At 69.0% G+C, this 20,396-nt stretch carries 18 protein-coding genes; 8 read left to right on the top strand and 10 right to left on the bottom strand.

Annotated elements, in window-relative coordinates:
- Positions 1-196: 196 nt before the first annotated feature.
- Positions 197-913, top strand: coding sequence for an urease accessory protein UreD (locus tag AC1DGD_RS10320; RefSeq protein WP_476856743.1), 717 nt, complete (start codon positions 197-199; stop codon positions 911-913).
- Between the two features lie 68 nt (positions 914-981).
- Here AC1DGD_RS10320 and galK read toward each other — a convergent pair whose 3' ends face one another.
- The 6 genes from galK to AC1DGD_RS10290 all read right to left on the bottom strand — a co-directional run bounded on the left by galK (position 982) and on the right by AC1DGD_RS10290 (position 8,961).
- Positions 982-2,154 carry a galactokinase gene (galK, locus tag AC1DGD_RS10315; protein WP_476856742.1) on the bottom strand — a complete coding sequence of 391 codons (1,173 nt, stop codon included), beginning with the start codon at positions 2,152-2,154 and terminating at the stop codon, positions 982-984.
- Positions 2,151-3,287 (bottom strand): galactose-1-phosphate uridylyltransferase, encoded by a 1,137-nt coding sequence (gene galT, locus AC1DGD_RS10310; protein WP_476856741.1) that lies wholly within the window; start codon positions 3,285-3,287, stop codon positions 2,151-2,153. Before galT ends, galK begins: the two co-directional genes overlap by 4 nt.
- A 65-nt stretch (positions 3,288-3,352) precedes the next feature.
- Positions 3,353-5,518 (bottom strand): alpha-galactosidase, encoded by a 2,166-nt coding sequence (locus AC1DGD_RS10305; protein ID WP_476856740.1) that lies wholly within the window; start codon positions 5,516-5,518, stop codon positions 3,353-3,355.
- 126 nt (positions 5,519-5,644) lie between these two features.
- Positions 5,645-6,988: an ABC transporter substrate-binding protein gene (locus AC1DGD_RS10300; RefSeq protein ID WP_230008475.1), complete on the bottom strand. Its 1,344-nt coding sequence runs from the start codon at positions 6,986-6,988 to the stop codon at positions 5,645-5,647.
- Positions 6,989-7,059: 71 nt separating this feature from the next.
- Complete coding sequence (locus tag AC1DGD_RS10295; RefSeq protein ID WP_476856739.1) at positions 7,060-7,992, bottom strand: carbohydrate ABC transporter permease; 933 nt, start codon at positions 7,990-7,992, stop codon at positions 7,060-7,062.
- Positions 7,993-8,004: 12 nt separating this feature from the next.
- Entirely contained in the window at positions 8,005-8,961 is a 957-nt protein-coding gene (locus tag AC1DGD_RS10290; protein ID WP_476856738.1) for a carbohydrate ABC transporter permease, read from the bottom strand.
- A gap of 171 nt (positions 8,962-9,132) precedes the next feature.
- Between AC1DGD_RS10290 and AC1DGD_RS10285 the strand changes: the two genes are divergently transcribed.
- Positions 9,133-10,383: a Gfo/Idh/MocA family protein gene (locus AC1DGD_RS10285; protein ID WP_476856737.1), complete on the top strand. Its 1,251-nt coding sequence runs from the start codon at positions 9,133-9,135 to the stop codon at positions 10,381-10,383.
- 1 nt (position 10,384) lies between these two features.
- On the top strand, positions 10,385-11,458 hold the full coding sequence (locus AC1DGD_RS10280; protein ID WP_476856736.1) for a LacI family DNA-binding transcriptional regulator: 1,074 nt from the start codon (positions 10,385-10,387) through the stop codon (positions 11,456-11,458).
- 88 nt (positions 11,459-11,546) lie between these two features.
- On the opposite strand, the gene AC1DGD_RS10275 is transcribed toward AC1DGD_RS10280, so the two are convergent.
- The 4 genes from AC1DGD_RS10275 to AC1DGD_RS10260 form a co-directional block, all read right to left on the bottom strand.
- Positions 11,547-11,936: a hypothetical protein gene (locus AC1DGD_RS10275; protein ID WP_476856735.1), complete on the bottom strand. Its 390-nt coding sequence runs from the start codon at positions 11,934-11,936 to the stop codon at positions 11,547-11,549.
- A 62-nt stretch (positions 11,937-11,998) separates the two neighbouring features.
- On the bottom strand, positions 11,999-12,910 hold the full coding sequence (locus tag AC1DGD_RS10270) for a ribokinase (RefSeq protein WP_230007791.1): 912 nt from the start codon (positions 12,908-12,910) through the stop codon (positions 11,999-12,001).
- Entirely contained in the window at positions 12,907-13,209 is a 303-nt protein-coding gene (locus AC1DGD_RS10265) for a LacI family DNA-binding transcriptional regulator (RefSeq protein WP_476856734.1), read from the bottom strand. The genes AC1DGD_RS10270 and AC1DGD_RS10265 overlap by 4 nt, the downstream gene beginning before the upstream one ends.
- A 32-nt stretch (positions 13,210-13,241) precedes the next feature.
- Positions 13,242-13,934 (bottom strand): GntR family transcriptional regulator, encoded by a 693-nt coding sequence (locus tag AC1DGD_RS10260; protein WP_230007789.1) that lies wholly within the window; start codon positions 13,932-13,934, stop codon positions 13,242-13,244.
- 106 nt (positions 13,935-14,040) lie between these two features.
- On the opposite strand from AC1DGD_RS10260, the gene AC1DGD_RS10255 reads away from it, so the two are divergent.
- The 5 genes from AC1DGD_RS10255 to AC1DGD_RS10235 form a co-directional block, all read left to right on the top strand.
- Positions 14,041-14,799 carry a LamB/YcsF family protein gene (locus tag AC1DGD_RS10255; RefSeq protein ID WP_223914816.1) on the top strand — a complete coding sequence of 253 codons (759 nt, stop codon included), beginning with the start codon at positions 14,041-14,043 and terminating at the stop codon, positions 14,797-14,799.
- 94 nt (positions 14,800-14,893) lie between these two features.
- Positions 14,894-16,234 (top strand): MFS transporter, encoded by a 1,341-nt coding sequence (locus AC1DGD_RS10250; RefSeq protein WP_476856733.1) that lies wholly within the window; start codon positions 14,894-14,896, stop codon positions 16,232-16,234.
- 158 nt (positions 16,235-16,392) lie between these two features.
- Positions 16,393-18,069 carry a 5-oxoprolinase subunit B/C family protein gene (locus tag AC1DGD_RS10245; protein ID WP_476856792.1) on the top strand — a complete coding sequence of 559 codons (1,677 nt, stop codon included), beginning with the start codon at positions 16,393-16,395 and terminating at the stop codon, positions 18,067-18,069.
- Positions 18,069-19,820, top strand: coding sequence for an acetyl/propionyl/methylcrotonyl-CoA carboxylase subunit alpha (locus AC1DGD_RS10240; protein WP_476856732.1), 1,752 nt, complete (start codon positions 18,069-18,071; stop codon positions 19,818-19,820). Before AC1DGD_RS10245 ends, AC1DGD_RS10240 begins: the two co-directional genes overlap by 1 nt.
- A gap of 299 nt (positions 19,821-20,119) precedes the next feature.
- Positions 20,120-20,396 (top strand): hypothetical protein (locus AC1DGD_RS10235; protein WP_476856731.1); only part of this gene is annotated, 277 nt, incomplete at its 3' end.

Genomic DNA, 20,396 nt, shown 5'->3' with positions numbered 1-20,396 from the left:
GGCCCCCCGCGGTGCCCGCCACGCCGCGGCCCCAAAATCCGGCCTCGCCGCCTCAGCGGTTAAGTCGCCGATGGGGGAACTGGAACTCGTCGTCGAAAATCGGGGCGGACGTTGTGTCGCCACGCATCAGTTCCATCGGGGGGCTTTGAGGGTTTTGCGGCCGCATTACTTGGATGGCAGCGGGCAGGTTTGTTATGTGCTCGTCAATCCTGGCGGTGCCTATCTGGGCGCTGACCTGTATGTGATTGACGTGGAGGTGGCCGATGGGGCGAAGCTGCTGCTCGCCACGCAGTCGGCCACCAAGATCTACCGGACTCCGGACTCGTTTGCCGAGCAGAGGATGCGGCTGCGGCTCGGGGAGGGGGCCCGGTTGGAGCTCGCCCCGGATCAGGTGATCGCCTACCGGGAGGCCAGCTACCGGCAGAATACGCACGTGACGGTGCGGCCGTCGTCGAGCCTCATCATGGCCGAAATTGTGACCCCGGGGTGGTCGCCGGACGGGGCCTCGTTCCGGTACGAGGAGCTGCGGTTGCGGACCGAGATCCGGGTCGAGTCGGAGGCGTCCGTCGGGGAGGCGGGCGGGCTGCTGGCCCTGGACAACGTGCTCATCCGGCCGCCCCTGGGCGATGTGACGGGCCTGGCGTTCATGGAGGGCTTCAGCCATCTGGGGTCGCTGATCGTGGTGGACCCGCGGGTGGACCAAGCCCTTGCCGACGAACTCCACGAGATCACGGCCGGGCTCGGTGCCCATACCGGCATCTCGCTCACCGCCGCCGTGCTGGGAACGGCCGGGCTGGTGCTGAGGTCGCTCTCGAACAGCACGGAGGAACTGAGGTGTGTTCTGGGAGCCGCCACCGCCCTGCTGCGCAAGCGCTGGTACGGCCAGGATCCGCTGGATCTGAGGAAGTACTGATGGCTGGGACCCAGCAGAGGACTGCGCTGCGCCGGCTTCGGGCGCTGACCACCCGGCCGGCGGCCTGATCACAGCCGGCGCGCCCCCTCTGCCGGCAGGACGGCGAAGACATCGGGCGCCTGCAGCCCGCGGGCGGCGAAGCCGGCCAGGACCGCGGACCGGACCTGATCGGCGTCGTCCACTGGAACCAGGGCGATGGCGGAGCCGCCGAACCCGCCGCCGGTCATCCGGGCCCCGATGGCCCCGTTGGCGCGCGCGGTGTCAACGGCGAGGTTCAGTTCCGGGCAGGAGATTTCGAAGTCGTCCCGCATGGAGCGGTGGCTGGCGTCCAGCAGGTCTCCGATTGCCAGCGGCCCATGGGACGTGAGCAGTTCCGCGGCCCGGGCGACCCGTTCGTTCTCGGTGACAATGTGCCGGACCCGGCGGAACGTCACGTCGTCGAGGACGCGCCCGGCCCGCGGCAGATCGGCGGCGTCAAGATCGCGAAGGGCGCCGACGCCCAGGGCCCGGGCGCCGCGGACGCAGGAGGACCGGCGTTCGGCGTACCCGCCGGTGGCATGGGCGTGCGAGACCTTGGTGTCGATCACCAGGCAGAGAAGCCCGGACTCCTCCAGGCCGAGCGGCACCGGGCGGGAGCTGAGTTCGCGGCAGTCCAGGTAGACCGCGCAGTCCCGGGTGCCGAGCATCGACGCGGACTGATCCATGATCCCGGTGGGGGCGCCGACGACGTTGTTTTCGGCCCGCCGCCCGATGTCCGCCAGTTCGGCCCGGCCCAGGCCCGCTCCGGTGAGGTCGGAGAGGGCCAACGCGACGGCGCATTCCAGGGCGGCGGAGGAAGACAGCCCGGCGCCGACCGGGACATCGGAGGTCACGTACAGGTCAAAGCCCGGCACCGTGATGCCGGCACGTTCCAGCTCCCACGCCACTCCGGCCGGGTACGCGGACCAGCCGGCCGCCTGGTCCGGGGCGAAGGTATCCAGATCGAATTCGACCGGGTCAGCGGCCGCGAACGCCGAGGCCAGCCGCACGGTGCGGTCCGCCCGGGCCGACACGGCCACGGTGGTGGTGCGGTTGATGGCGAACGGCAGGACAAGGCCGTCGTTGTAGTCCGTGTGCTCGCCGATCAGGTTAACCCGTCCCGGCGCCTGCCACACGCCGTCGGCGTCATGGCCGAAGTGGCCGGCAAAGGCGCGGGTCACCGCGTCCGCCAGGGCCGTTCCTGCGGTGTCGGTGGTGGTCATGCCGTTCCTTTCCTGGCGTCCCGGAGCCGGGCCGCAACCTCTTCGGGAGTCGTGTCGTTGATGAAGGCGCCCATGGCGGCCTCGGAGCCGGCCAGGAACTTGAGTTTGTCCGCGGCCCGCCGGGGGGAGGTGAGCTGCAGGTGCAGGTACCCGGACCGGCGCAGCACCGGGTCAAGGGGGGCCTGGTGCCAGGCGCTGATATACGGCGTCGGGCTGCCGTAGAGGCTGTCGAGGCGGCCCAGCAGGTCCGGATACAGGACGGCGAGCTCGTCACGCTCGGCGCCGGTCAGCGCGGCGAGGTCCGGAACCTGGCGGTGCGGGACCAGATGGATTTCCAGCGGCCAGCGCGCCGCGAACGGCACGTAGGCGCTGAAGAAATCGCTCTCGAGCACCATCCGGGCGCCGTCGGCACGTTCACTCGCCAAAATCGCCCCGGTCAGGGTGGCCGTCCCGCCTGCCGCCTCATGGAACTGCCGGGCGGCCGCGGCCATCACCGCGGTCCTCGGCGTGACGTAGGGGTAGGCGTAGATCTGGCCGTGCGGATGGTGCAGTGTCACGCCGATGTCCTGGCCGCGGTTCTCGAAACAGAACACCTGCGCCACGCCGGGCAGCGCGCTCAGGGCCTCGGTGCGGTGCGCCCAGGCGTCGATCACGGTGCGCACCCGCCGGGTGCTGAGGGCGGCGAACGTCCCGGTGTGCTCGGGTGTGAAGGCTACGACCTCGCACCGGCCGCCGGCGGTCCCGCGGGTACCCCAGCCCGGCGTTGCCGGGGCGGCGGCGAGATCCGGGCCGAGTGAGGGGAAGCGGTTTTCAAACACGGCGACGTCGTAATCCGCCGGGATCTCCGAGGGCCGCGCGTCAGTGCTCGGGCACAGCGGGCACTCGTCCGCCGGCGGAAGATGCGTCCTGTGTTGCCGGTGCGCGGCGACCGCCACCCACTCCCCGGTCAGCGCGTCGTACCGGATTTCCCCGGACGGGCCGCGCTCGGGAAGGTCGCGGCGGTCCCTTGACGGGCGCTGCAGGGGATGGGAAGTGTCGTCGAAATACAGGAGCTCGCGCCCGTCGGCGAGGCGCGTACTGGTCACCGCGGACACCGACGCCGGGGCGTCGCTGCGGCTGATGATGCTGGTCATGGGGTTCCTTCGAAAGTGAGGGGACGTCGGTGCCCGACCCGGAAGCAGGTGGCGGGACCTGACGGTCAGAGGGCCTGGACGTGGAGGAGCAGGGCGTGCTCCGGGTTCAGGACCGGCAGGGGCAGGCCGACGTGCTGCAGGAAGGCGCCGGTGGCAACGGCCCCGTCTTCCAGCCAGGCCGGCGGCCGGATCTGGGTAAAGGTGTGCGCGTAGTCGCCGTCGAGAAGGGTAGGCAGTTCGGCCCGGACGCGGTAGTTCCGCTTCGGGTCAAGGCCCGGCAGTGAGGCCAGTCCGGGAACCTCAGCCGGGGCGGAGGCCAGGGACACGGCAGCGAACAGGGCCTCGCCGGCGTCGTGCGCAACTACACCGTGGACCCTCAGGGGGGGCTCGGCGGTGTCCGCGTTGACGCGCTTGCCGGAGTGAAGCAGTGCGCGGTGGCGCTTGTAGAGCGCGATGGCGCGGCGCAGCGTGGCCCGTTCCTCGTCCGTGGCTGCGCGGATGTCCCACTCCATGCCGAAATGGCCAAAGAGGGCCGTGATGGCGCGGAAGGAGATGTCGTGGGTGCGGGCCGTGGTGTGCGAGGTGGTGGGGCCGATGTGTGATCCGACGAGTTCGGGGGGGAGGACGGCCTGGGTCCAGCGCTGGATGGTCTGGCGCTCCAGGGCATCGTTGCAGTCCGAGGCCCACACCCGGTCGGTTCGCTGCAGGATGCCGAGATCCACGCGGGCCCCGCCGGAGGAGCAGCTTTCAATCTCCACGTCAGGGTGGGCTGCCTTGAGCGCGTCGAAGAGACGGTACGCGGCCAGCGTCTGCTCGTGGACGGACGGCCGGCCGCCGCGGCCGTGCTCGGTGAGGTCGCGGTTCTGGTCCCATTTGAGGTAGGCGATGTTGTTCTCGCGCAACAGGGCATCGAGGCGGCCGTAGATGTACTGCCAGGCCTCCGGGTTGGCGAGGTCCAGGACGTGCTGATGGCGCCAGGCGTGCGGAAGCCGGCCGCCGTCCTTGTGGGAAAGCAGCGACGGGCCCACGATCCAGTCCGGGTGCTCGCGCGCGACGTCGGAGTCCAGGTTGACCATCTCCGGCTCCACCCACAGCCCAAACTCCATGCCGTGGCCGGTGACCGCGTCGATCAGCGGCGTGAGGCCCTCGGGCCACATGCCCTCGTCGACGTACCAGTCGCCAAGGCCCGCGTGATCATCGCGGCGGCCGCGGAACCAGCCGTCGTCGAGGACGAAGCGTTCCACGCCGAGGCCGGCGGCCGCTTCGGCGAGTTCGAGCAGGGGCTCGAGGCGGTGGTCGAAGTAGACGGCCTCCCAGGTGTTCAGCACCACCGGGCGGACCCGGCCGGAGGTGGTGTCCACATGCTGCGGCCGGGCACGGAACCAGTGGTAGAAGGCCTCGGTGATGCCGTCCAGGCCGCGGCCGGAGTAGGCGGCATAGAGCGACGGCGTCCGGTAGCTGCCGCCGGGGCGCAGCACCACTTCGGCGGAGCCGAGCAGCTCGGCGGCACCAAGCATGCGCCGGCCGTCCGCGAGGCTGTCGAGGTACTGCTCGTGGTTGCCGCTCCAGCCCAGGTGCGTGGCCCAGACCTGGCCTGTGCGGTTGGCGAAGCCGGCGGTCCCGGCTGCCACCAGCAGGGACGAGTCGTGGCCGGTCCGGCCGTGCCGGCCGGTGCGGACCCAGGTGCCCTGCTGGACGGCGTGCCGCTGCGGGTGGTTTTCGCGGCACCAGCGTCCGGTGAGGTCGAGCAGTTCCGTGGCGTCCCGCGGCACCGGCAGCACCGTGGCGAGTTCGTCGAGCTGGTATTCGGCAGTGCCGCTGTTGGTCAGCGTGTGAGCCAGCTCCAGGAGGCCGCCGGGGTGCAGGGTGAGTTCGGAACTGACCTCCAGCCCGGCCTCGGAGTCCAGGTGGATGATCACCACCGTGCGCCCGCCGTCCTGCACTTGGGCGGCAACCACCCGCAGGGCCGGCGAGAAGTCCAGGCCGGGGCCGCCGGCGGCGTTCCGGTGCCCGCGCAGGCCCGGCCGCCCGGCCCAGCCGGAGGAGGCCTGAGGGAGCAGTCCGGCGGTGACGGGGATGTCGAGGGCGGAGTGCTGGACGGCCCCGTGGAGGATCGCCAGATCGGGGAGGTTCTCCCCGAGGTCGGCGCCCCAATGGACGATCTCGGCCTCGCCGGAGTCGAAGGCCAGCAGGACGCTGGTGCCGGCAGAACGCAGGTGCACGGGGTGCATGGGGATTCGCTTTCAGTAGTGCGGAAGTCAGGTGCTGGTGCGCGGGATCCCGGGTTGGGGACCCCGCGCACCGGGCGCCGCCGTTGCGGGCGGCTGTGGCTTCAGGGGCTTACTTGTTGAACAGGCTTACTTGTTGAAAAGTGAGTTGACCTGCTCGTTGGCCTGCGAGAGGGAGCTGGCCGGCTGCTTGCCGGAGAGGACGGCGTCCATAGCCGGCTTCATGATGCCGTCTACCTTGGCCGCCTTGTCCGCGATCGGGAACAGGAACGTGGTTCCTTCCTTGACGTGGGTGGTGAAGGCGGAGACGTCGGTGCCCTTGGCCTTGAACGCTTCGGCTGCCTTCTCGGAGGAGCTGGTGAGAGCCGGGAACACGACGGCCTTGGAAGCTACGACGTCCTGGCAGGCGGTGGAAGCGAGGTATTCAACCCACTTGGTGGCTGCTGCGGGCTTCTTGGTGCCGGCCCAGATGGAGTCGGCCAGGCCGTTGAACATGCTTGCACGCTTGCCGTCCGGCCCTGTCGGGGTGGGTGCGAAGCCGGTCTGGATACCCTTGTATCCGGTGTACTGGCCGATCAGCCAGTCGCCCGAGGTGTTGATGGCGGCCTTGCCGGCGCCGAAGTTGTCCGACATGCTGGCGCCTACCGTGGTTTCAAGCTTGGGCATGTAGCCCTTGTCCGCCAGGCCGGCCCACCAGGCAATGGTCTCCTGGAACTTGGGGTCGTCGTAGTTGAACTTGGTGCCCCAGGGGTTCTTGTCGGTGTGGGTCCAGCCGGTGGTGGCGCTGAGGAAGCTCCACTGCGTCTGGCCCTGGCCCGAGCCGGAGGACTCCAGGCCGAGGCCGTAGACGGCCACGTTGTTCTTGTCGAAGCCGGCCTCGTCGCCGCGCTTGCCGCGCTTGTCCACGGTCAGGTGGGCGATGGCTTTTTCGTAGCTGCCGCCGTCCTGCGGGTTCCAGTCCAGGGTAGCCATCTGCTCGGCGGTGAGACCGGCGGAGTCGGTCATGGCCTTGTTGTAGAAGAGGCCTACAGTGTCCCAGTCCTTGGGCAGCCCGTAGCGCTTCCCGTCCTGGCCGACCCAGAGCTCGGCCAGGCCCTTGGTGTAGCTGTCCAGCTTGATGCCGTCCTTGGCCACGGCGTCATCGAGGGCCAGGAGCTGCTTCTTCGCCGCGTACTCGGGGTACTTGGAGAGGTGGTCGGTGAAGACATCCGGCGCCGTGCCGGCAATGAAGCCGTTGGTCAGGGTGGTCCAGTAGTCGTCCCAGCCGCGCTGGGTGATCTTGACCTTGATATCCGGGTTGGCCTTGGTGAAATCGTCGGCGCACTGCTGGTAGGCCGGGAGCTGGTTGGCGTCCCAGAGCCAGTAGTTGATCTCCCCCTTGGCTTCGGAGGATGCCGGGGCGGACCCGCCGCAGGCGGAGAGGGAGATGGCGATGGCTGCAGCGGCAGCGACGGCGCCGAGGGTCTTCTTCATGGTGGACCTTTCATGGAAGTGCTTCTTTGAGGGGAATGTTTGTTAACGGGGCACTGCGTGTTGGGCCGGGGTTACTTGATGCCGGAGAAGCCGATGGAGTTGACCACCCGCTTGCCGAAGGCGATGAAGAGCAGGAGGACGGGCAGGGCCGCGATCAGGGTGGCGGCCATCAGGCCGGACCAGTCGGGGGCGCCCTGCGGGGACTGGGACTTGAAGACGCCCAGGCCCACGGTGAGGACGCGGACGCTTTCGTCCTGGCCCACCAGCAGCGGCCAGAAGTACTCGTTCCATTGGCCGATGAAGGTCAGCAGCGCAAGGGTGGCCAGGGGGGCCGCGGCGTTCGGGAGCACGATCTGGAAGAAGATCCGCACGTGCTTGGCGCCGTCGAGCATGGCGGCCTCTTCCACCTCGCGGGACATGGAGAGGAAGAACTGGCGCAGGAAGAAGATGGCGAAGGGGGTCATGAACAGGAACGGCAGGGCCAGACCGGCGAAGGTATTGAGCAGGCCGAGGTTCTTGATCATCAGGAAGTTGGGCAGGGCTGTGAAGATCGGCGGGACCATCATGGTGGCCAGGAACAGGCCGAACACCACGTTCCGGCCCGGCCAGCGGAGCCGGGAGAAGGCGTAGGCGGCCATCGCGCTGAAGAAGACCTGCCCGGCGGTGGTGACGGTGGCGAAGATGACGGAGTTCCGCAGGTACAGCCAGAAGTTGATGGCGGCGCCGGAGCCTCCCTCGGCGATTGCTTCCTCGGGGCTCTGCAGCCCCAGGACCCGCTTGAAGGCGCCGAGGCTGAAATCGGCCGGCAGGAGGTTGCTGGCATTCGAGGCCAGGGAGGCGTTGCTGGACAGTGCGGTGCGGAGCATCCAGAGGAACGGCGCGATCGTCACGGCGACGGCAATGGCGACGAGGGTCCAGGCGCCGACGCGGCGCCAGTTGACCGGCTTCCTGGGAGCGGGAGCGGAGGTGGCGGGCTTCTTGCGGGAAGGGGCGAGGGTAGTCATGGCTGGGGTTCCTTAGTCCAGATCCGATTCGTTGCCCTTGAGGAACTTCATCTGGACGAAGGCCACGAGAGCGAGAATGACGAAGAGAATGACGGACAGGGCCGAGGCGTAGCCGAAGTCGGATTCACCGAAGGCCTTCTGGTAGATGTACATCTGGATGACGCGGGAGGCATTGATCGGGCCGCCGCCCGTGGTCACTGCCACGGTGTCGAAGACCTGGAAGGAGCCGATGACGGTGACCACCAGGACCAACACCAGCACCGGGCGCAGGAGCGGCATCGTGATGCTCCAGAAGGTCCGGGTCGGGGAGGCGCCGTCGAGCGAGGCGACCTCGTACACGTGGTTGGGGATGGACTGCAGGCCGGCGAAGATCAGCAGGGCGGTGTAGCCCATGTGCCGCCAGACATTGACGCCGGCGATGGTGGGGATGGCCCATTGCTCGCTGCCGAAGAAGGCGATGCGCGGCAGGCCCAGCCAGTTGATGACCTCGTTGACGATTCCCAGCTGGTAGTCGAGCATCCAGAACCAGAGCAGCGCGACGATCACGTTCGCCACCAGGAAGGGCAGCAGCAGGGCGCCGCGGATTAGCGTGGACTTGGCGACGTTGTGCATCAGCAGGGCAAGTCCGAGCGCGATGACGGTCTGGAAGCCGATGTTCAGTGCCACGTACTGGACCGTCACGGCCATGGCGTTCCAGAAGAGATCGTCCGCGAAGATCGCGGTGTAGTTTTTGGTGCCGATCCAGGTGGGATCGCCCAAAACGCTGTACTCGGTGAAGCTGAGGTAGACGCCGCGGATGCTCGGCACCAGGTAGAAGGCAACGAAGCCGAGCAAGGCCGGGGCGATGAAGAGAAGGGCGACCCTCAGGTCGCTGCGGGTTCGGCGCCGGCCGCGGGGGGCAGCATTGCCCGTTCCCGTGCCGGGCGCCTTGCGGGCCGGAACGGCTCCGCGGGCAGTTGTGGTGGTCATTGATGGGTCCTCCGCAGTTACGTGGATGCTGTGACGTGGATTACAACTGAGGCCTGAATCTACACGAGTAACTTTCTTATGCGCAAGCGTTTCTTTTATGTTTCCGGGAGGAATCTTTCTGCTCATCTTCTGCTATTGACTCGAGTAGAAACTGGTGTAAAACTTGCGTGCATGACTTTCTCACTAGGCATTGTCGGCGCCGGACAGTTCGCAGGCGCCTTCGCCAAACTCTTCGACGCCCATCCCGCGATTTCAGAAGTCCATGTCACGGACGTCCTGCCGGAACGGGCCGAGGCCCTCCGGGAGCGGCTCGGCCTGGCGGGGACCTATCCCAGCTTTGAGGCCATGCTCGACGGCGGCCTCGACGCCGTGGCGATCTTCACCCAGCGCTGGACGCACGGGCCGCTGGTGCTGCAGGCGCTCCGGGCGGGCAAGCATGTGTATTCGGCAGTGCCGATGGCCATCAGCGAGGACGAGATCGCCCGGATCATCGAGGCTGTCCGGGAGACGGGCCTGACCTACATGATGGGCGAGACAAGCTACTACAACCCCGCCACCGTCTATGCCCGCAAGCGCAAGGCTGAAGGCGCCTTTGGCCGCATCTTCTACGCCGAGGGCGACTACGTCCACGACATGGATCTCGGCTTCTACGAGGCCTACCAGTACAGCGGCGGGGAGGACTGGAAACGCACCGCCAGCTACCCGCCCATGCTGTATCCGACTCACTCCACCGGCGGGGTACTGGGCGCAATCGGCGGCCATGCCGTCAGCGTCAGCTGCATTGGCGTCTCCGACGAGCGCGGCGACGGCGTGTTCGATAAGGATGTCAGCATGTTCGGCAACGACTTCTCCAATGCCACCGCGCTGTTCGAACTCTCAACCGGCGGGTCCATGCGCATCAACGAGATGCGCCGCGTCGGCTACCCCTCCCACCTGCGCGAAAGCCGCTTCCGGTACTTCGGCACGGACGCCAGCTTCGAGCAGCTGGCCACGGTCAGTGTGTGGCAGGACAAGGAGTCCGTGACCGACGTCAGCGCGGAACTGGCCACCGGGGCCACGCTGGCTGCCGACGATCCTTCGCTGGCCAGTGTCGCACCGGCACTGCGGGACGCCTTCAGCTCCGGAATGGCACCCGTGCATGACGCCGGCCGGCTTCCGGCCGAGTTCCGCGGACTTCACAACGGGCACGAGGGCAGCCACCACTTCCTGGTGGACGACTTTGCCACGGCCGTCGACACGGGAACGCTCCCGCCCGTCAACGCCTGGGAAGCCGCCCGCTACACGCTGCCGGGGATCGTGGCGCACGAGTCCGCCCTCCGCGGCGGGGAGCGGTTGCCCGTGCCGGACCACGGCGACGCCCCCGTCCTGCTGCCTGCGCTGGGAACCAACGAGGAAGGCTTAGCCGGGGAACTCCGGCGGTAGCATGGTCACTGTGCCACACTCGCCCGCCTCCGCCAGGCCCACGATCACCCGAAAAGACGTGGCCAGGCTGGCGGGCGTCAGCACCGCCGTCGTCAGCTATGTGGTGAACGGCGGCCCCAAGCGGGTCTCCCCGGTGACCGCTGCGAAAGTCCGCGAGGCCATCAGCGCCCTGGGGTACCGTCCGAACGCCGCGGCGAGGGCACTGAAACTTGGCTCCAGCGAGATGCTCGGCATGGTGGTCCCGGACACCACCAACCCCTTCTTCGCCACTTTGGCCCGCGCCGTGGAGGAAGCCGCGGCGGCGCGCGGCTATGCCCTGCTGCTGGCGAACTCGGGCGGATCGGCGGCCAATGAGCGGCGCCAGGTCAGGAACCTCGCGAGCCGCCGCGTTGACGGGGTCTTCCTCTCCAGCGTGCTGTTCGAACCCGACCTGACCGAGCTGGAGCATTCGGAGATCCCCGCCGTGCTGCTCAACCACAGCACCGAGGTGCCGGGCTTCAACTCGGTCGGCGTGGAGCTGCTGGAAGGCTCCCGGCGTGCCGTCGAGCACCTGGTGGGCCACGGCCACCGCAACATCGCACTGGTCATGGGCATGAACGCCGGCAATGATCTCGATGCCCGCGAGGTCGGGTGGCAGCAGGGGCTCGCGGAGGCCGGCCTCCCGGAAGGACCCATTCTGCGCTGTGACTTCGACCGGCAGGGCGGCTACCGGGCCGGGCAGCGGCTGCTCGCGGCCGCGGACCGACCCACCGCCGTGTTCGTCAGTTCCGACCTGCAGGCCGTCGGCCTGCTGCGCGCCGTGTCCGAGGCCGGGCTGCGGGTCCCCGAGGACCTGGCGGTCTTCTCCTTCGACGGCTCGGCTGAGGCGGAGTTCAGCTGGCCGCCGTTGAGCACGGTCGCGCAGCCCGTCCAGGCCATGGCCGAGGCCGCCGTCGAAGCGCTCATTGGCTTTGACGGCGTGTCTCCCACCCGGAACAGGATCTTCCCCGTGGACCTGGTCCTGCGCGCGTCCTGCGGCTGCGCGCCGGTGCCTGCCGCGCCCGGGCCCGCCGCGCCGGTTGCGGCCGGAAAGTAGCACGGGATACTTCAGACTGCTGCGACCGGGGCCGGCCTCCAAGAGGCCGGCCCCGGTCGGACGTTTATTGCGGGTCTTTGCTGTGCGGCTACCGGGCAGCCGATGGCGCCGTCTGGTCCTCCGCGGCGGCGGCCGGCTCGCCGGCGATGATGGCGTCCACTTCAGCCTTTTCCTTGGCGCCCCAGGTTTCGCGGGTGTTCAGCACGCCGATCAGGCCAATGACACCCACCAGGACGTACAGCGAGGCGCCGCTGGCCCACCCGAAGATGGAGGCCAGGAGCACGGCGAGGAAGGGCGCGAATCCGGAAATGGAGGCGGCGACCTGGTATCCGATGGAGGCGCCGGACGTCCTGGTGTTGGTCCGGAACAGCTCCGCGAACCAGGCGCCCTGCGTGCCGGTAAAGGTCGCGTGGATGATGCCGATGCCGATCACGAACGCCAGCACGATCAGGAACGGGTTGCCCGAGTGCGTTTTCATGGGTCTCCTTCGTATGGGACTTAGTGCGGGACGTTCAGGCGGGGTGCTGCGGGGTTTGGCGGCTATGCCGGTACTTCATCGCGCCATGGAATCGATTCCATAGCGCCGGGGCGCGTCACGGCGATAGCGGAGGCATGGGTGGCGTGGAGCATTGCCGCAGGCATCTCGCGGTCGCTGCCGGCGAGGGATGCGGCGAGGTAGCCCACGAACGTGTCGCCGGCTCCGGTGGTGTCCCTGGCGTCCACTTTCGTTGCCGGCACGTGCACGGGACTGCCGTCGACGACGGTGAAGGATCCTTCCGCGCCGGCGGTGCACACGATGGCGGGCCCCAGGACGGGCGGGAGCGACATGACCAGGTCCCGGTGGTTTCCTTGGATTCCGGCCAGGCCGGTGAGGGCCGCGAGAACCTGGATTTCCTGTTCGTTCACCACCAGGAGGTCGACGTCGTCGAGCAGCGCCTCGATCTGCCGGGGGGCCGGCGCGGCGTTGAGGATGACGAATGCCCCGCGATTCTTCGCGGTCCGCGCGGCCTGCCGGACCAGCGCCGTCGGGATTTCCAGCTGCAGGACCAGGACGTCGCCGGGCTGGACGCCGGCGAGTCCCGCTTCGACGTCGGCGGCGGTAAGCCCGGCGTTCGCGCCCGGACTCACGATGATCTGGTTTTCGTCCTGGTCATCGACCGCGATGACCGCCGTTCCGGTGGCGGCGGTGCCGCTGACCCGAACGTGGCCGGCATCGATGCCGGCCTCGGCGAGGACCTCAAGAATCCGCCGGCCATGGGCGTCGTCGCCGACGGCGCCGGTGAACCTCACCGCGGCGCCGGCCCGGGCGGCCGCGACGGCCTGGTTGCCGCCCTTGCCCCCGGGGCTGTACGTTGCGTCCGAGCCCCGGACGGTTTCGCCCGCCCGGGGCAGGGCGCTGACGCGGATGTTCTGGTCGATATTGAGGCTTCCGACCACAAAAACCGTGCTCATTGGACCTGCTCCTTCGGTGGTGCGGGACGGTGCCCGAAGCCGCAGTACATAGGGGCGGAATTGAGGGGCGCTGCCGTCACGATGACGTTGGTCCTGGTGGAACGGAGCGCGCGCGCCTGGGCGTTGGGGCGGAAGTCCAGCTGGGTGACGGTGGCGGCCACCCTCTGGCGGGACTCGGCGGAGGTTGCCGGGTTTCCGGAGAGCACCCTGGACGCCGTGGCGGGGGAGGCGCCGGCCAGTGCCGCCACGTCCTTGATGTGATGGATGTTCCTATCACTGCTGCCGCCTTTCGCGCTCAAACCAATTCATGGAATCGATTCCATGGAATCGTTCACTCGCCGTGGACGGCGGCCTGGCGCTCCTCGGACCGGTTCAAATAGGCCAGCAGCAGCGCGCCGGCTTGGTCCAGGTCTCCGGCTTCCAGGGCTGTGCAGATTTCCTCGTTGTCCGGCAGGTAGCCCCGGTAGAAGTGCGCGTCCACGGTGGCCTTGTGGAAGAACAGCCGCATCTCGGCCAGCACTTGGGACATGATCGTGTCCAGCCGCCGGCTGCCCGCCAGGGCCACGATCGCGCCATGGAAATGCTGGTTGGCGCTGCCCAGGCCCTCCTCGTCATTGGCGGCGGCGGCGGCTTTGCCCTCTTCAACGGCAGCGCGGACCGCGGCCACGCGCTCCGGGCTCCCGCCGCCGCGGATCGCACTGACTTCAATGGCGCGGCGCACGGTGTAGACGTCGTGGATGTCGCCGGCCTCGAGTCTGGCCACGAAGACGCCGCGGTTGGGGTGCCGGACCACCAGGCGCTCGGCCGCCAGCTCGGCGAAGGCCTCGCGGACCGTGTTGCGGGAGACGCCCAGGTCTTCGGCGATGGTCGACTCCGTGAGCCGGGCTCCCGGCAGGAGCAGGCCCTCCGCCAGTTGCAGGCGCAGCTCGGCCGCCACCCGGTCCGCCACGGATGGGACGGCCACGCGCAGTCGCGCCGCGGCTGCGCCCAGGGCAGAGCCGGCAGCTGCATCGGGAGTGGTCATAGTGCCGAATCTACACGATTGTCCCAATGTTGAATCGTCGGATTGTTGAACAATCCGAGAAATTGATGCATCCTAGTAGGGGGCTATCATGAGACGAGGATCACAAATGGCAACCATTGACCTGAACAGCGACGTTGGCGAGTCCTTCGGCCGCTGGACCCTGGGCGACGACTCGGCGATGTTCCGCTCGGTCTCCAGCGCCAACGTGGCGTGCGGATTCCATGCGGGCGACCCCAGCGTCATCCGCCGGACCTGCCGCGAGGCGGTTGCCGCCGGCGTCGTGATCGGCGCCCACGTCGGCTACCGCGATCTCGCTGGCTTCGGCCGCCGCTTCCTGGACATCGACCCGATCGAACTGGCCGACGACGTCGTCTACCAGATCGGTGCGCTGCAGGCGCTGGCTGCCGTCGAGGGCGGCACGGTCAAGTACGTCAAGCCGCACGGCGGCCTCTACAATGCGATCGTCTCGCACACCGGCCAGGCGAAGGCCGTCGTCGACGCCGTGAAATCCGTTGACCCGAACCTGCCCATCCTGGGCCTGCCGGGCTCGGAAGTGCTGCGCCTGGCCGAGGCCGCCGGCCTCCGCGCGGTGACCGAAGCCTTCGCGGACCGGGCCTACAACCCGGACGGCACCCTCGTGTCCCGTACGCTTCCCGGAGCCGTGCTGGAGGACCCCGCTCTCGTCACTGAGCATGTCCTCCGGATGGCCACCGATTCCGCCATCCGCACCATCGACGGCTCCATCCTGAAAATCCGCGCCGAAAGCATCTGCGTGCACGGTGACTCCCCGGGGGCCGTCGCCATGGCCGCTGCCGTCCGCGAAGCGCTCAACGCCGCAGACATCACCACCGCCGCCTTCGTCTAGGCCGCAGCTTCACGCTTCACACCCCGGTTCTGCCGGGACCACCCGCACCTAAACCCAAGCAACAGGCAGCACCCCGCACACCTGGAGGAAAACCATGACTGCAGCACCGCATCAGGCCACCCCGGCCGCCGGCAAGAGGAGGATCCCGCCTGGTGCCCTCAAGGCCTATGTCGCGAGCCTCACCGGCACTTCGCTGGAGTACTACGACTTCGCGATCTACTCCGTGGCCTCGGCCCTCGTGTTCCCCAAGGTCTTCTTCCCGGGTAACGACGAATACGTCGGGCTGCTGCTGTCCTTCTCGACCTTTGCGGTTGGCTACCTCGCCCGTCCCATCGGCGGCGTGATCTTCGGCCGGCTCGGTGACAAGATCGGCCGCAAGCAGGTCCTCGTGACCACCCTGCTGCTGATCGGCATCGCTACGGTGGTGATCGGCGCGCTCCCGGGCTACGCCACCATCGGTATAGCCGCACCCATCATCCTCGTGTTGCTGCGCCTGGCGCAGGGCATCGGCGTCGGCGGCGAGTGGGGCGGGGCCGTGCTGCTCTCGAGCGAATTCGGCGACGCGAAGCGGCGCGGCTTCTGGTCTTCCGCCGCGCAGATTGGCCCGCCCGCCGGCAACCTGATGGCCAACGGCGTTCTGGCCGTGCTCGCCGCGACGCTCAGCAACGAAGAGTTCCTCTCCTGGGGCTGGCGCGTGGCCTTCCTCGCCTCGGCGGTGTTGGTGGGCTTCGGCCTGCTGATCCGGCTGAAGCTCGAGGAAACTCCCGTCTTCAAGGCCATCCAGGCCCACGGCGAACAGCCCAAGGCCCCCATCAAGGAGGTCTTCACCAAGGAGCCGCGCGCCCTCGTCTCGGCCGCCCTGTCCCGCATCAGCCCGGACGTGCTGTACTCCCTGCTCACCGTCTTTATGGCCGTGTACGCCACCAAGGAACTGGGCATGAGCACCAGCAACGTACTGACCGCCATCCTGATCGGCTCAGCCTTCCAACTGTTCCTGATCCCGGCGGCGGGCGCCCTCACGGACCGCGTCAACCGCCGCCTCGTATACGGCATCGCCGCCGTCGGAACCGCTGTCTACATTCCGCTGTTCTTCGTCATGATTCAGGACAAGTCGGTCCTCACGCTGACCATCGGAATCGTGATCGGGCTGGCCTTCCACGCCTTCATGTATGGCCCGCAGGCGGCTTACATCACCGAACAGTTCCCGGCGCGGCTGCGCTACGCCGGCAGTTCGCTGGCTTACACCCTGGCCGGCGTGGTCGGCGGCGCCATCGCACCGCTGGTCTTCACTGCCCTCTTCGCTGTCAGCGGCAACTGGTTCCTGATCGCCGGCTACCTCGCGGTCGCCTCCATCGTGACCGTGATCGGGCTGGCCATCGGGCGCAACCCGCATACCGACGAGGAGGAGCGGCTCCTGCAGGAAGCCCGCGCCTGAGCGGCGCGGATCTTCTTCGGCGGATCCTGTCCGCCGGCATGATTTCACCGGCACAATGATTGAGGCAACTCGTGATTGAGACAGCAGGGGAACCCCTGAAGGTACAAGCCGCCGCAGCAGGCGAAACCGCAGTTCACAAGGTCCGCTCCGTGCGGGCCGTGGGGACGCGCGCGGTCCTCGCTGAGCTCTCCGGCACCCAGGACGTGCTCGCCCTGCAGGCGCTGCTCCTCGAGAAACCGCTGCCGGGCCAGCAGGACATCCTGGCCGCGGCCGAGACCGTCCTGGTCAAGGCCGAATCCCCGGCCTCGGCCCGGCGCATCGCCGCCCGCCTGATGCAGCTCGACCTCACCGCACCCGTCCAACGCGACGGCGAGCTGGTGGTCATTGACACCGTGTACGACGGCGAGGACCTCGCCGAAGTCGGACGGCTCACCGGCCTGGGAACCGACGGCGTGATCGCCGCCCACTCCGGGCAGATCTGGACCGTGGCCTTCGCCGGCTTCGCCCCAGGATTCGGGTACATGGTCGGGGAGAACCAGCAGCTGGAAGTGCCGCGCCGCAGCTCGCCCCGCACCGCAGTTCCCGCGGGCTCCGTGGCGCTGGCCGGCAACTACTCGGCCGTGTACCCGCGCCGTTCCCCGGGCGGCTGGCAGCTGATCGGGCGCACCAACGCCAAGATGTGGGACTTGGACCGGGAGCCGCCCGCCCTGGCCGCCCCCGGCCACCGGGTGCAGTTCCGTCCGGTCCGGGATGCACTCGCCCTAGCGGCCGAGCCGGCCCCCGAGCCAGCCACCGAGCCAGCTGTCGAGCCGGCCGCGGTGCCTGCGGCCGAGGGCACCGCGCCGGAACCGGTTGCCGGGCAGGACGTCATGGCCGGGATCCGGATCGTTTCACCGGGCCTTCAGAGCCTGATCCAGGACCTCGGCCGGGACGGCCACTCCGGCCTGGGCGTCTCCGCCGCCGGCGCGCTGGACCGGGCCTCGTTGCGCCGGGCCAACCGCCTCGTCGGCAACGCCACCGGCGCAGCCGGCATCGAGACCGTCGCGGGCGGACTCAAGGTCCAGGCCGTGGGGGACCAGGTCCTCGCCGTCGCCGGGGCGCCGTCGGAACTGAGCATCGCGTCCGCACCGGACGACGCCGGCGATACGTGGCAGCGCACCGTGCCGGTGGCCACTCCCTTCGCGCTGCTCGACGGCGAAACGCTCAGCATCGGTGCGCCGCACAGCGGCTTCCGCAGCTACCTCGCGGTCCGCGGCGGGCTGGATGCCGCCCCGGTACTGGGCAGCCGCTCCACGGACACCATGTCCGGGATCGGTCCTGCGCCCCTGGCCGCCGGGCAGCAACTGGGCGCCGGCGGAGAAGCCGAGACCGGCGTCGTCGGAAATCCCGAACTGCAGCCGGACTACCCGGGCACCGGGGTGACCGTCCTCGACGTCGTCCCCGGCCCCCGCGCCGACTGGTTCGATCAGGCGGCACTGGATTCCTTCACCGCCCAGGACTGGGCCGTGCTGCCACAGTCCAACCGCGTCGGCATGCGGCTGGACGGTACGCCGCTGCAGCGCAGCCGCCAGGGCGAACTGCCCAGCGAAGGCACCGTCGCCGGAGCCCTGCAGGTCCCGCCGGAGGGCCTGCCCGTGCTCTTCCTGGCCGACCATCCGATCACCGGCGGCTACCCGGTGATCGCCGTGGTGGTCGACTCCCAGCTGGACCTCGCCGCCCAGGTCCCGATCGGCGGCAGGATCCGCTTCCGCTGGGCCGAATCCGCCACCACCGAACACACCACCGAACACGGCACTACTGAACACGCCACCACCACAGAAGAAGCGAGTAACTGATGCGCAAGGTCCTGATCGCCAACCGTGGAGAAATCGCGGTCCGCATAGCCCGGGCCTGCGACGACGCGCAGCTGGCGTCCGTCGCTGTCTACGCCGACATCGACGCCGACGCCCTGCACGTCTCGGCCGCGGATGAGGCCTTCAGCCTGGACGGCAACTCGCCCGCGGACACGTACCTGAACATCCCCAAGCTCCTCGCCGTGGCGGCCCAGTCCGGTGCGGACGCCGTCCACCCCGGCTACGGCTTCCTCTCCGAAAACGCCGACTTTGCCCAGGCCGTCCTCGACGCCGGGCTGACCTGGATCGGTCCGACCCCGGACGCGATCCGGCTGCTCGGGAACAAGATCACGGCCCGCGACGCGGCCGTCCGGGCCGGCGCACCCCTGGTGGCCGGCAGCGACGGTCCCGTCGACACGGCGGCCGAGGCCCGCGCCTTCGCCGAAGAGCATGGCCTGCCGATCGCCATCAAGGCCGCCTTCGGCGGCGGTGGCCGCGGCATGAAAGTGGTCCGGATCATCGACGAGGTCGAGGAAGCCTTCGACTCCGCCGTCCGCGAAGCCGTTGCCGCCTTCGGCCGGGGCGAGTGCTTCGTGGAGCGCTACCTGGACCGTCCGCGCCACGTCGAGGCGCAGGTCCTGGCGGACGCGCACGGCAACGTCGTGGTCGTCGGAACCCGTGACTGCTCCCTGCAGCGCCGGCACCAGAAGCTCCTCGAAGAGGCCCCCGCGCCGTTCCTGACCGACGAGCAGACCACGCTGATCTACGACGCCGCCAAGGCCGTCTGCCGGGAAGCGGGCTACTCCGGCGCCGGCACGGTGGAATTCCTCGTCGCGGCGGACGGCACCGTGGCCTTCCTGGAGGTCAACACCCGGCTCCAGGTGGAGCACCCGATCACCGAGGAAACCACGGGGATCGACCTCGTCCAGGAACAGTTCCGGATCGCCGCGGGGGAGCCGCTGCGCCTGGCCGAAGACCCGGCACCGCACGGACACGCCTTCGAATTCCGGCTTAACGCCGAGGACGTGGGCCGCGGCTTCCTGCCCTCGCCCGGCACCATCGGCGAATTCGCCGGTCCCACCGGCCCGGGCATCCGCCTCGACACCGGCGTCCGCTCCGGGTCCTTCGTCGCGCCGCAGTTCGATTCCCTGCTCGCGAAGCTGATCGTCACCGGCGCGGACCGCCAGCAGGCCCTGCGCCGTGCCCGCCGGGCCCTCGCCGAAATGCGGATCACCGGCGTCGCCACCGTGCTACCGTTCCACCGGGCCGTGCTGGAATCCCCGGACTTCACCTCCGAGGACGGCCTCGGCATCCACACCCGCTGGATCGAAACCGACTTCGCGGACAGCATCCCTGCCGATCCCGACTACAGCACTACCGCGCCCGACGGCGAACGCCGCACCATCACCGTCGACGTGGACGGCAGGCGCCTCGCCGTCGGCCTTCCGGCCGATCTGCTCGACGCCTGGGCCCGCTCGGGCAGCTCAGCGCCCGCCGGAGTGTCGGTAGCGTCCGACGGCGGTGCCGCCGCCGCTGGCGACCCGGGGGAGCTGCGTGCGGACATGGCAGGGACAGTCGTGAAATGGCTCGTCGAGCCGGGAGCCGAAGTATCGGCCGGGGACCCGGTGGTGGTCCTTGAGGCCATGAAGATGGAAACCCAGGTCTCCGCGCACCGGGACGGCACCGTCACCGACGTCCGCACCAAAGCGGGCGGGGTTGTCACGGTCGGCGCGGTGCTCGCGCTGATCGGGTAGCAGCCTCGGGCGGAATGCCGCCGACGACACCAGGCACGTCGCCGGCGCGCTGATCGTCCCGCGGACCGGTCGACGCCGAAGTGGCGGCGGCCGGGCCGGGGAGTAGACCTTGACGGGGCGCGCTTATGTGGTAGCTTCGCGAGAAGTATCCGCGGTCTGCTGTCCCGGGGCCATGTTTTGGGGGAATCATGGCTGCTTTGAGTGCGCAATTTCGGCGGCGGACCGCCTGTCTGGCTGCCGCGTTGGGTGTCTTGCTTGCAGCATCAGCGGTGGCCGCGCCAGCGGCGAAGGCAAACGACGTGCTGACGTCCCCTGTCGCGGTGGCCGAGACGTACGCGAAGCCGACCGTGCCGGGTGCTTTGGTCCCGGTCACGCCCTTCCGGGCACTGGACACGCGGACTTCTGCTGCAGTGCGCCCGGACGGGACCGTGTCCTTCCAGGCCGGCGGGGCCCACGGGATTCCGGCGAAGGTTTCCGCCGTGACCTTCAACCTCACCGTCACCGAGCCACGGTTGATCGGGTTTATCACCGCCTACGCCTCCGGGACACAGCGGCCCGGTTCGTCCAACGTGAACT

The organism is Arthrobacter sp. 05T45 (genome assembly GCF_056395875.1).
Note: the sequence above shows the minus strand (reverse complement) of the source record. Positions and strands in the feature narration are given on the sequence as shown.

Bases quoted from the DNA above. Each gene is read 5' to 3' on its own strand.
- AC1DGD_RS10240 (WP_476856732.1), top strand. From the start codon at position 18,069: ATGCGCAAGGTCCTGATCGCCAACCGTGGAGAAATCGCGGTCCGCATA.
- AC1DGD_RS10280 (WP_476856736.1), top strand. From the start codon at position 10,385: ATGGTCACTGTGCCACACTCGCCCGCCTCCGCCAGGCCCACGATCACC.
- AC1DGD_RS10295 (WP_476856739.1), bottom strand. From the start codon at position 7,992: ATGACTACCCTCGCCCCTTCCCGCAAGAAGCCCGCCACCTCCGCTCCC.
- AC1DGD_RS10275 (WP_476856735.1), bottom strand. From the start codon at position 11,936: ATGAAAACGCACTCGGGCAACCCGTTCCTGATCGTGCTGGCGTTCGTG.
- AC1DGD_RS10285 (WP_476856737.1), top strand. From the start codon at position 9,133: ATGACTTTCTCACTAGGCATTGTCGGCGCCGGACAGTTCGCAGGCGCC.
- galT (WP_476856741.1), bottom strand. From the start codon at position 3,287: ATGACCAGCATCATCAGCCGCAGCGACGCCCCGGCGTCGGTGTCCGCG.
- AC1DGD_RS10305 (WP_476856740.1), bottom strand. From the start codon at position 5,518: ATGCACCCCGTGCACCTGCGTTCTGCCGGCACCAGCGTCCTGCTGGCC.
- AC1DGD_RS10250 (WP_476856733.1), top strand. From the start codon at position 14,894: ATGACTGCAGCACCGCATCAGGCCACCCCGGCCGCCGGCAAGAGGAGG.
- AC1DGD_RS10300 (WP_230008475.1), bottom strand. From the start codon at position 6,988: ATGAAGAAGACCCTCGGCGCCGTCGCTGCCGCTGCAGCCATCGCCATC.
- AC1DGD_RS10260 (WP_230007789.1), bottom strand. From the start codon at position 13,934: ATGACCACTCCCGATGCAGCTGCCGGCTCTGCCCTGGGCGCAGCCGCG.
- AC1DGD_RS10290 (WP_476856738.1), bottom strand. From the start codon at position 8,961: ATGACCACCACAACTGCCCGCGGAGCCGTTCCGGCCCGCAAGGCGCCC.
- AC1DGD_RS10270 (WP_230007791.1), bottom strand. From the start codon at position 12,910: ATGAGCACGGTTTTTGTGGTCGGAAGCCTCAATATCGACCAGAACATC.
- AC1DGD_RS10255 (WP_223914816.1), top strand. From the start codon at position 14,041: ATGGCAACCATTGACCTGAACAGCGACGTTGGCGAGTCCTTCGGCCGC.
- galK (WP_476856742.1), bottom strand. From the start codon at position 2,154: ATGACCACCACCGACACCGCAGGAACGGCCCTGGCGGACGCGGTGACC.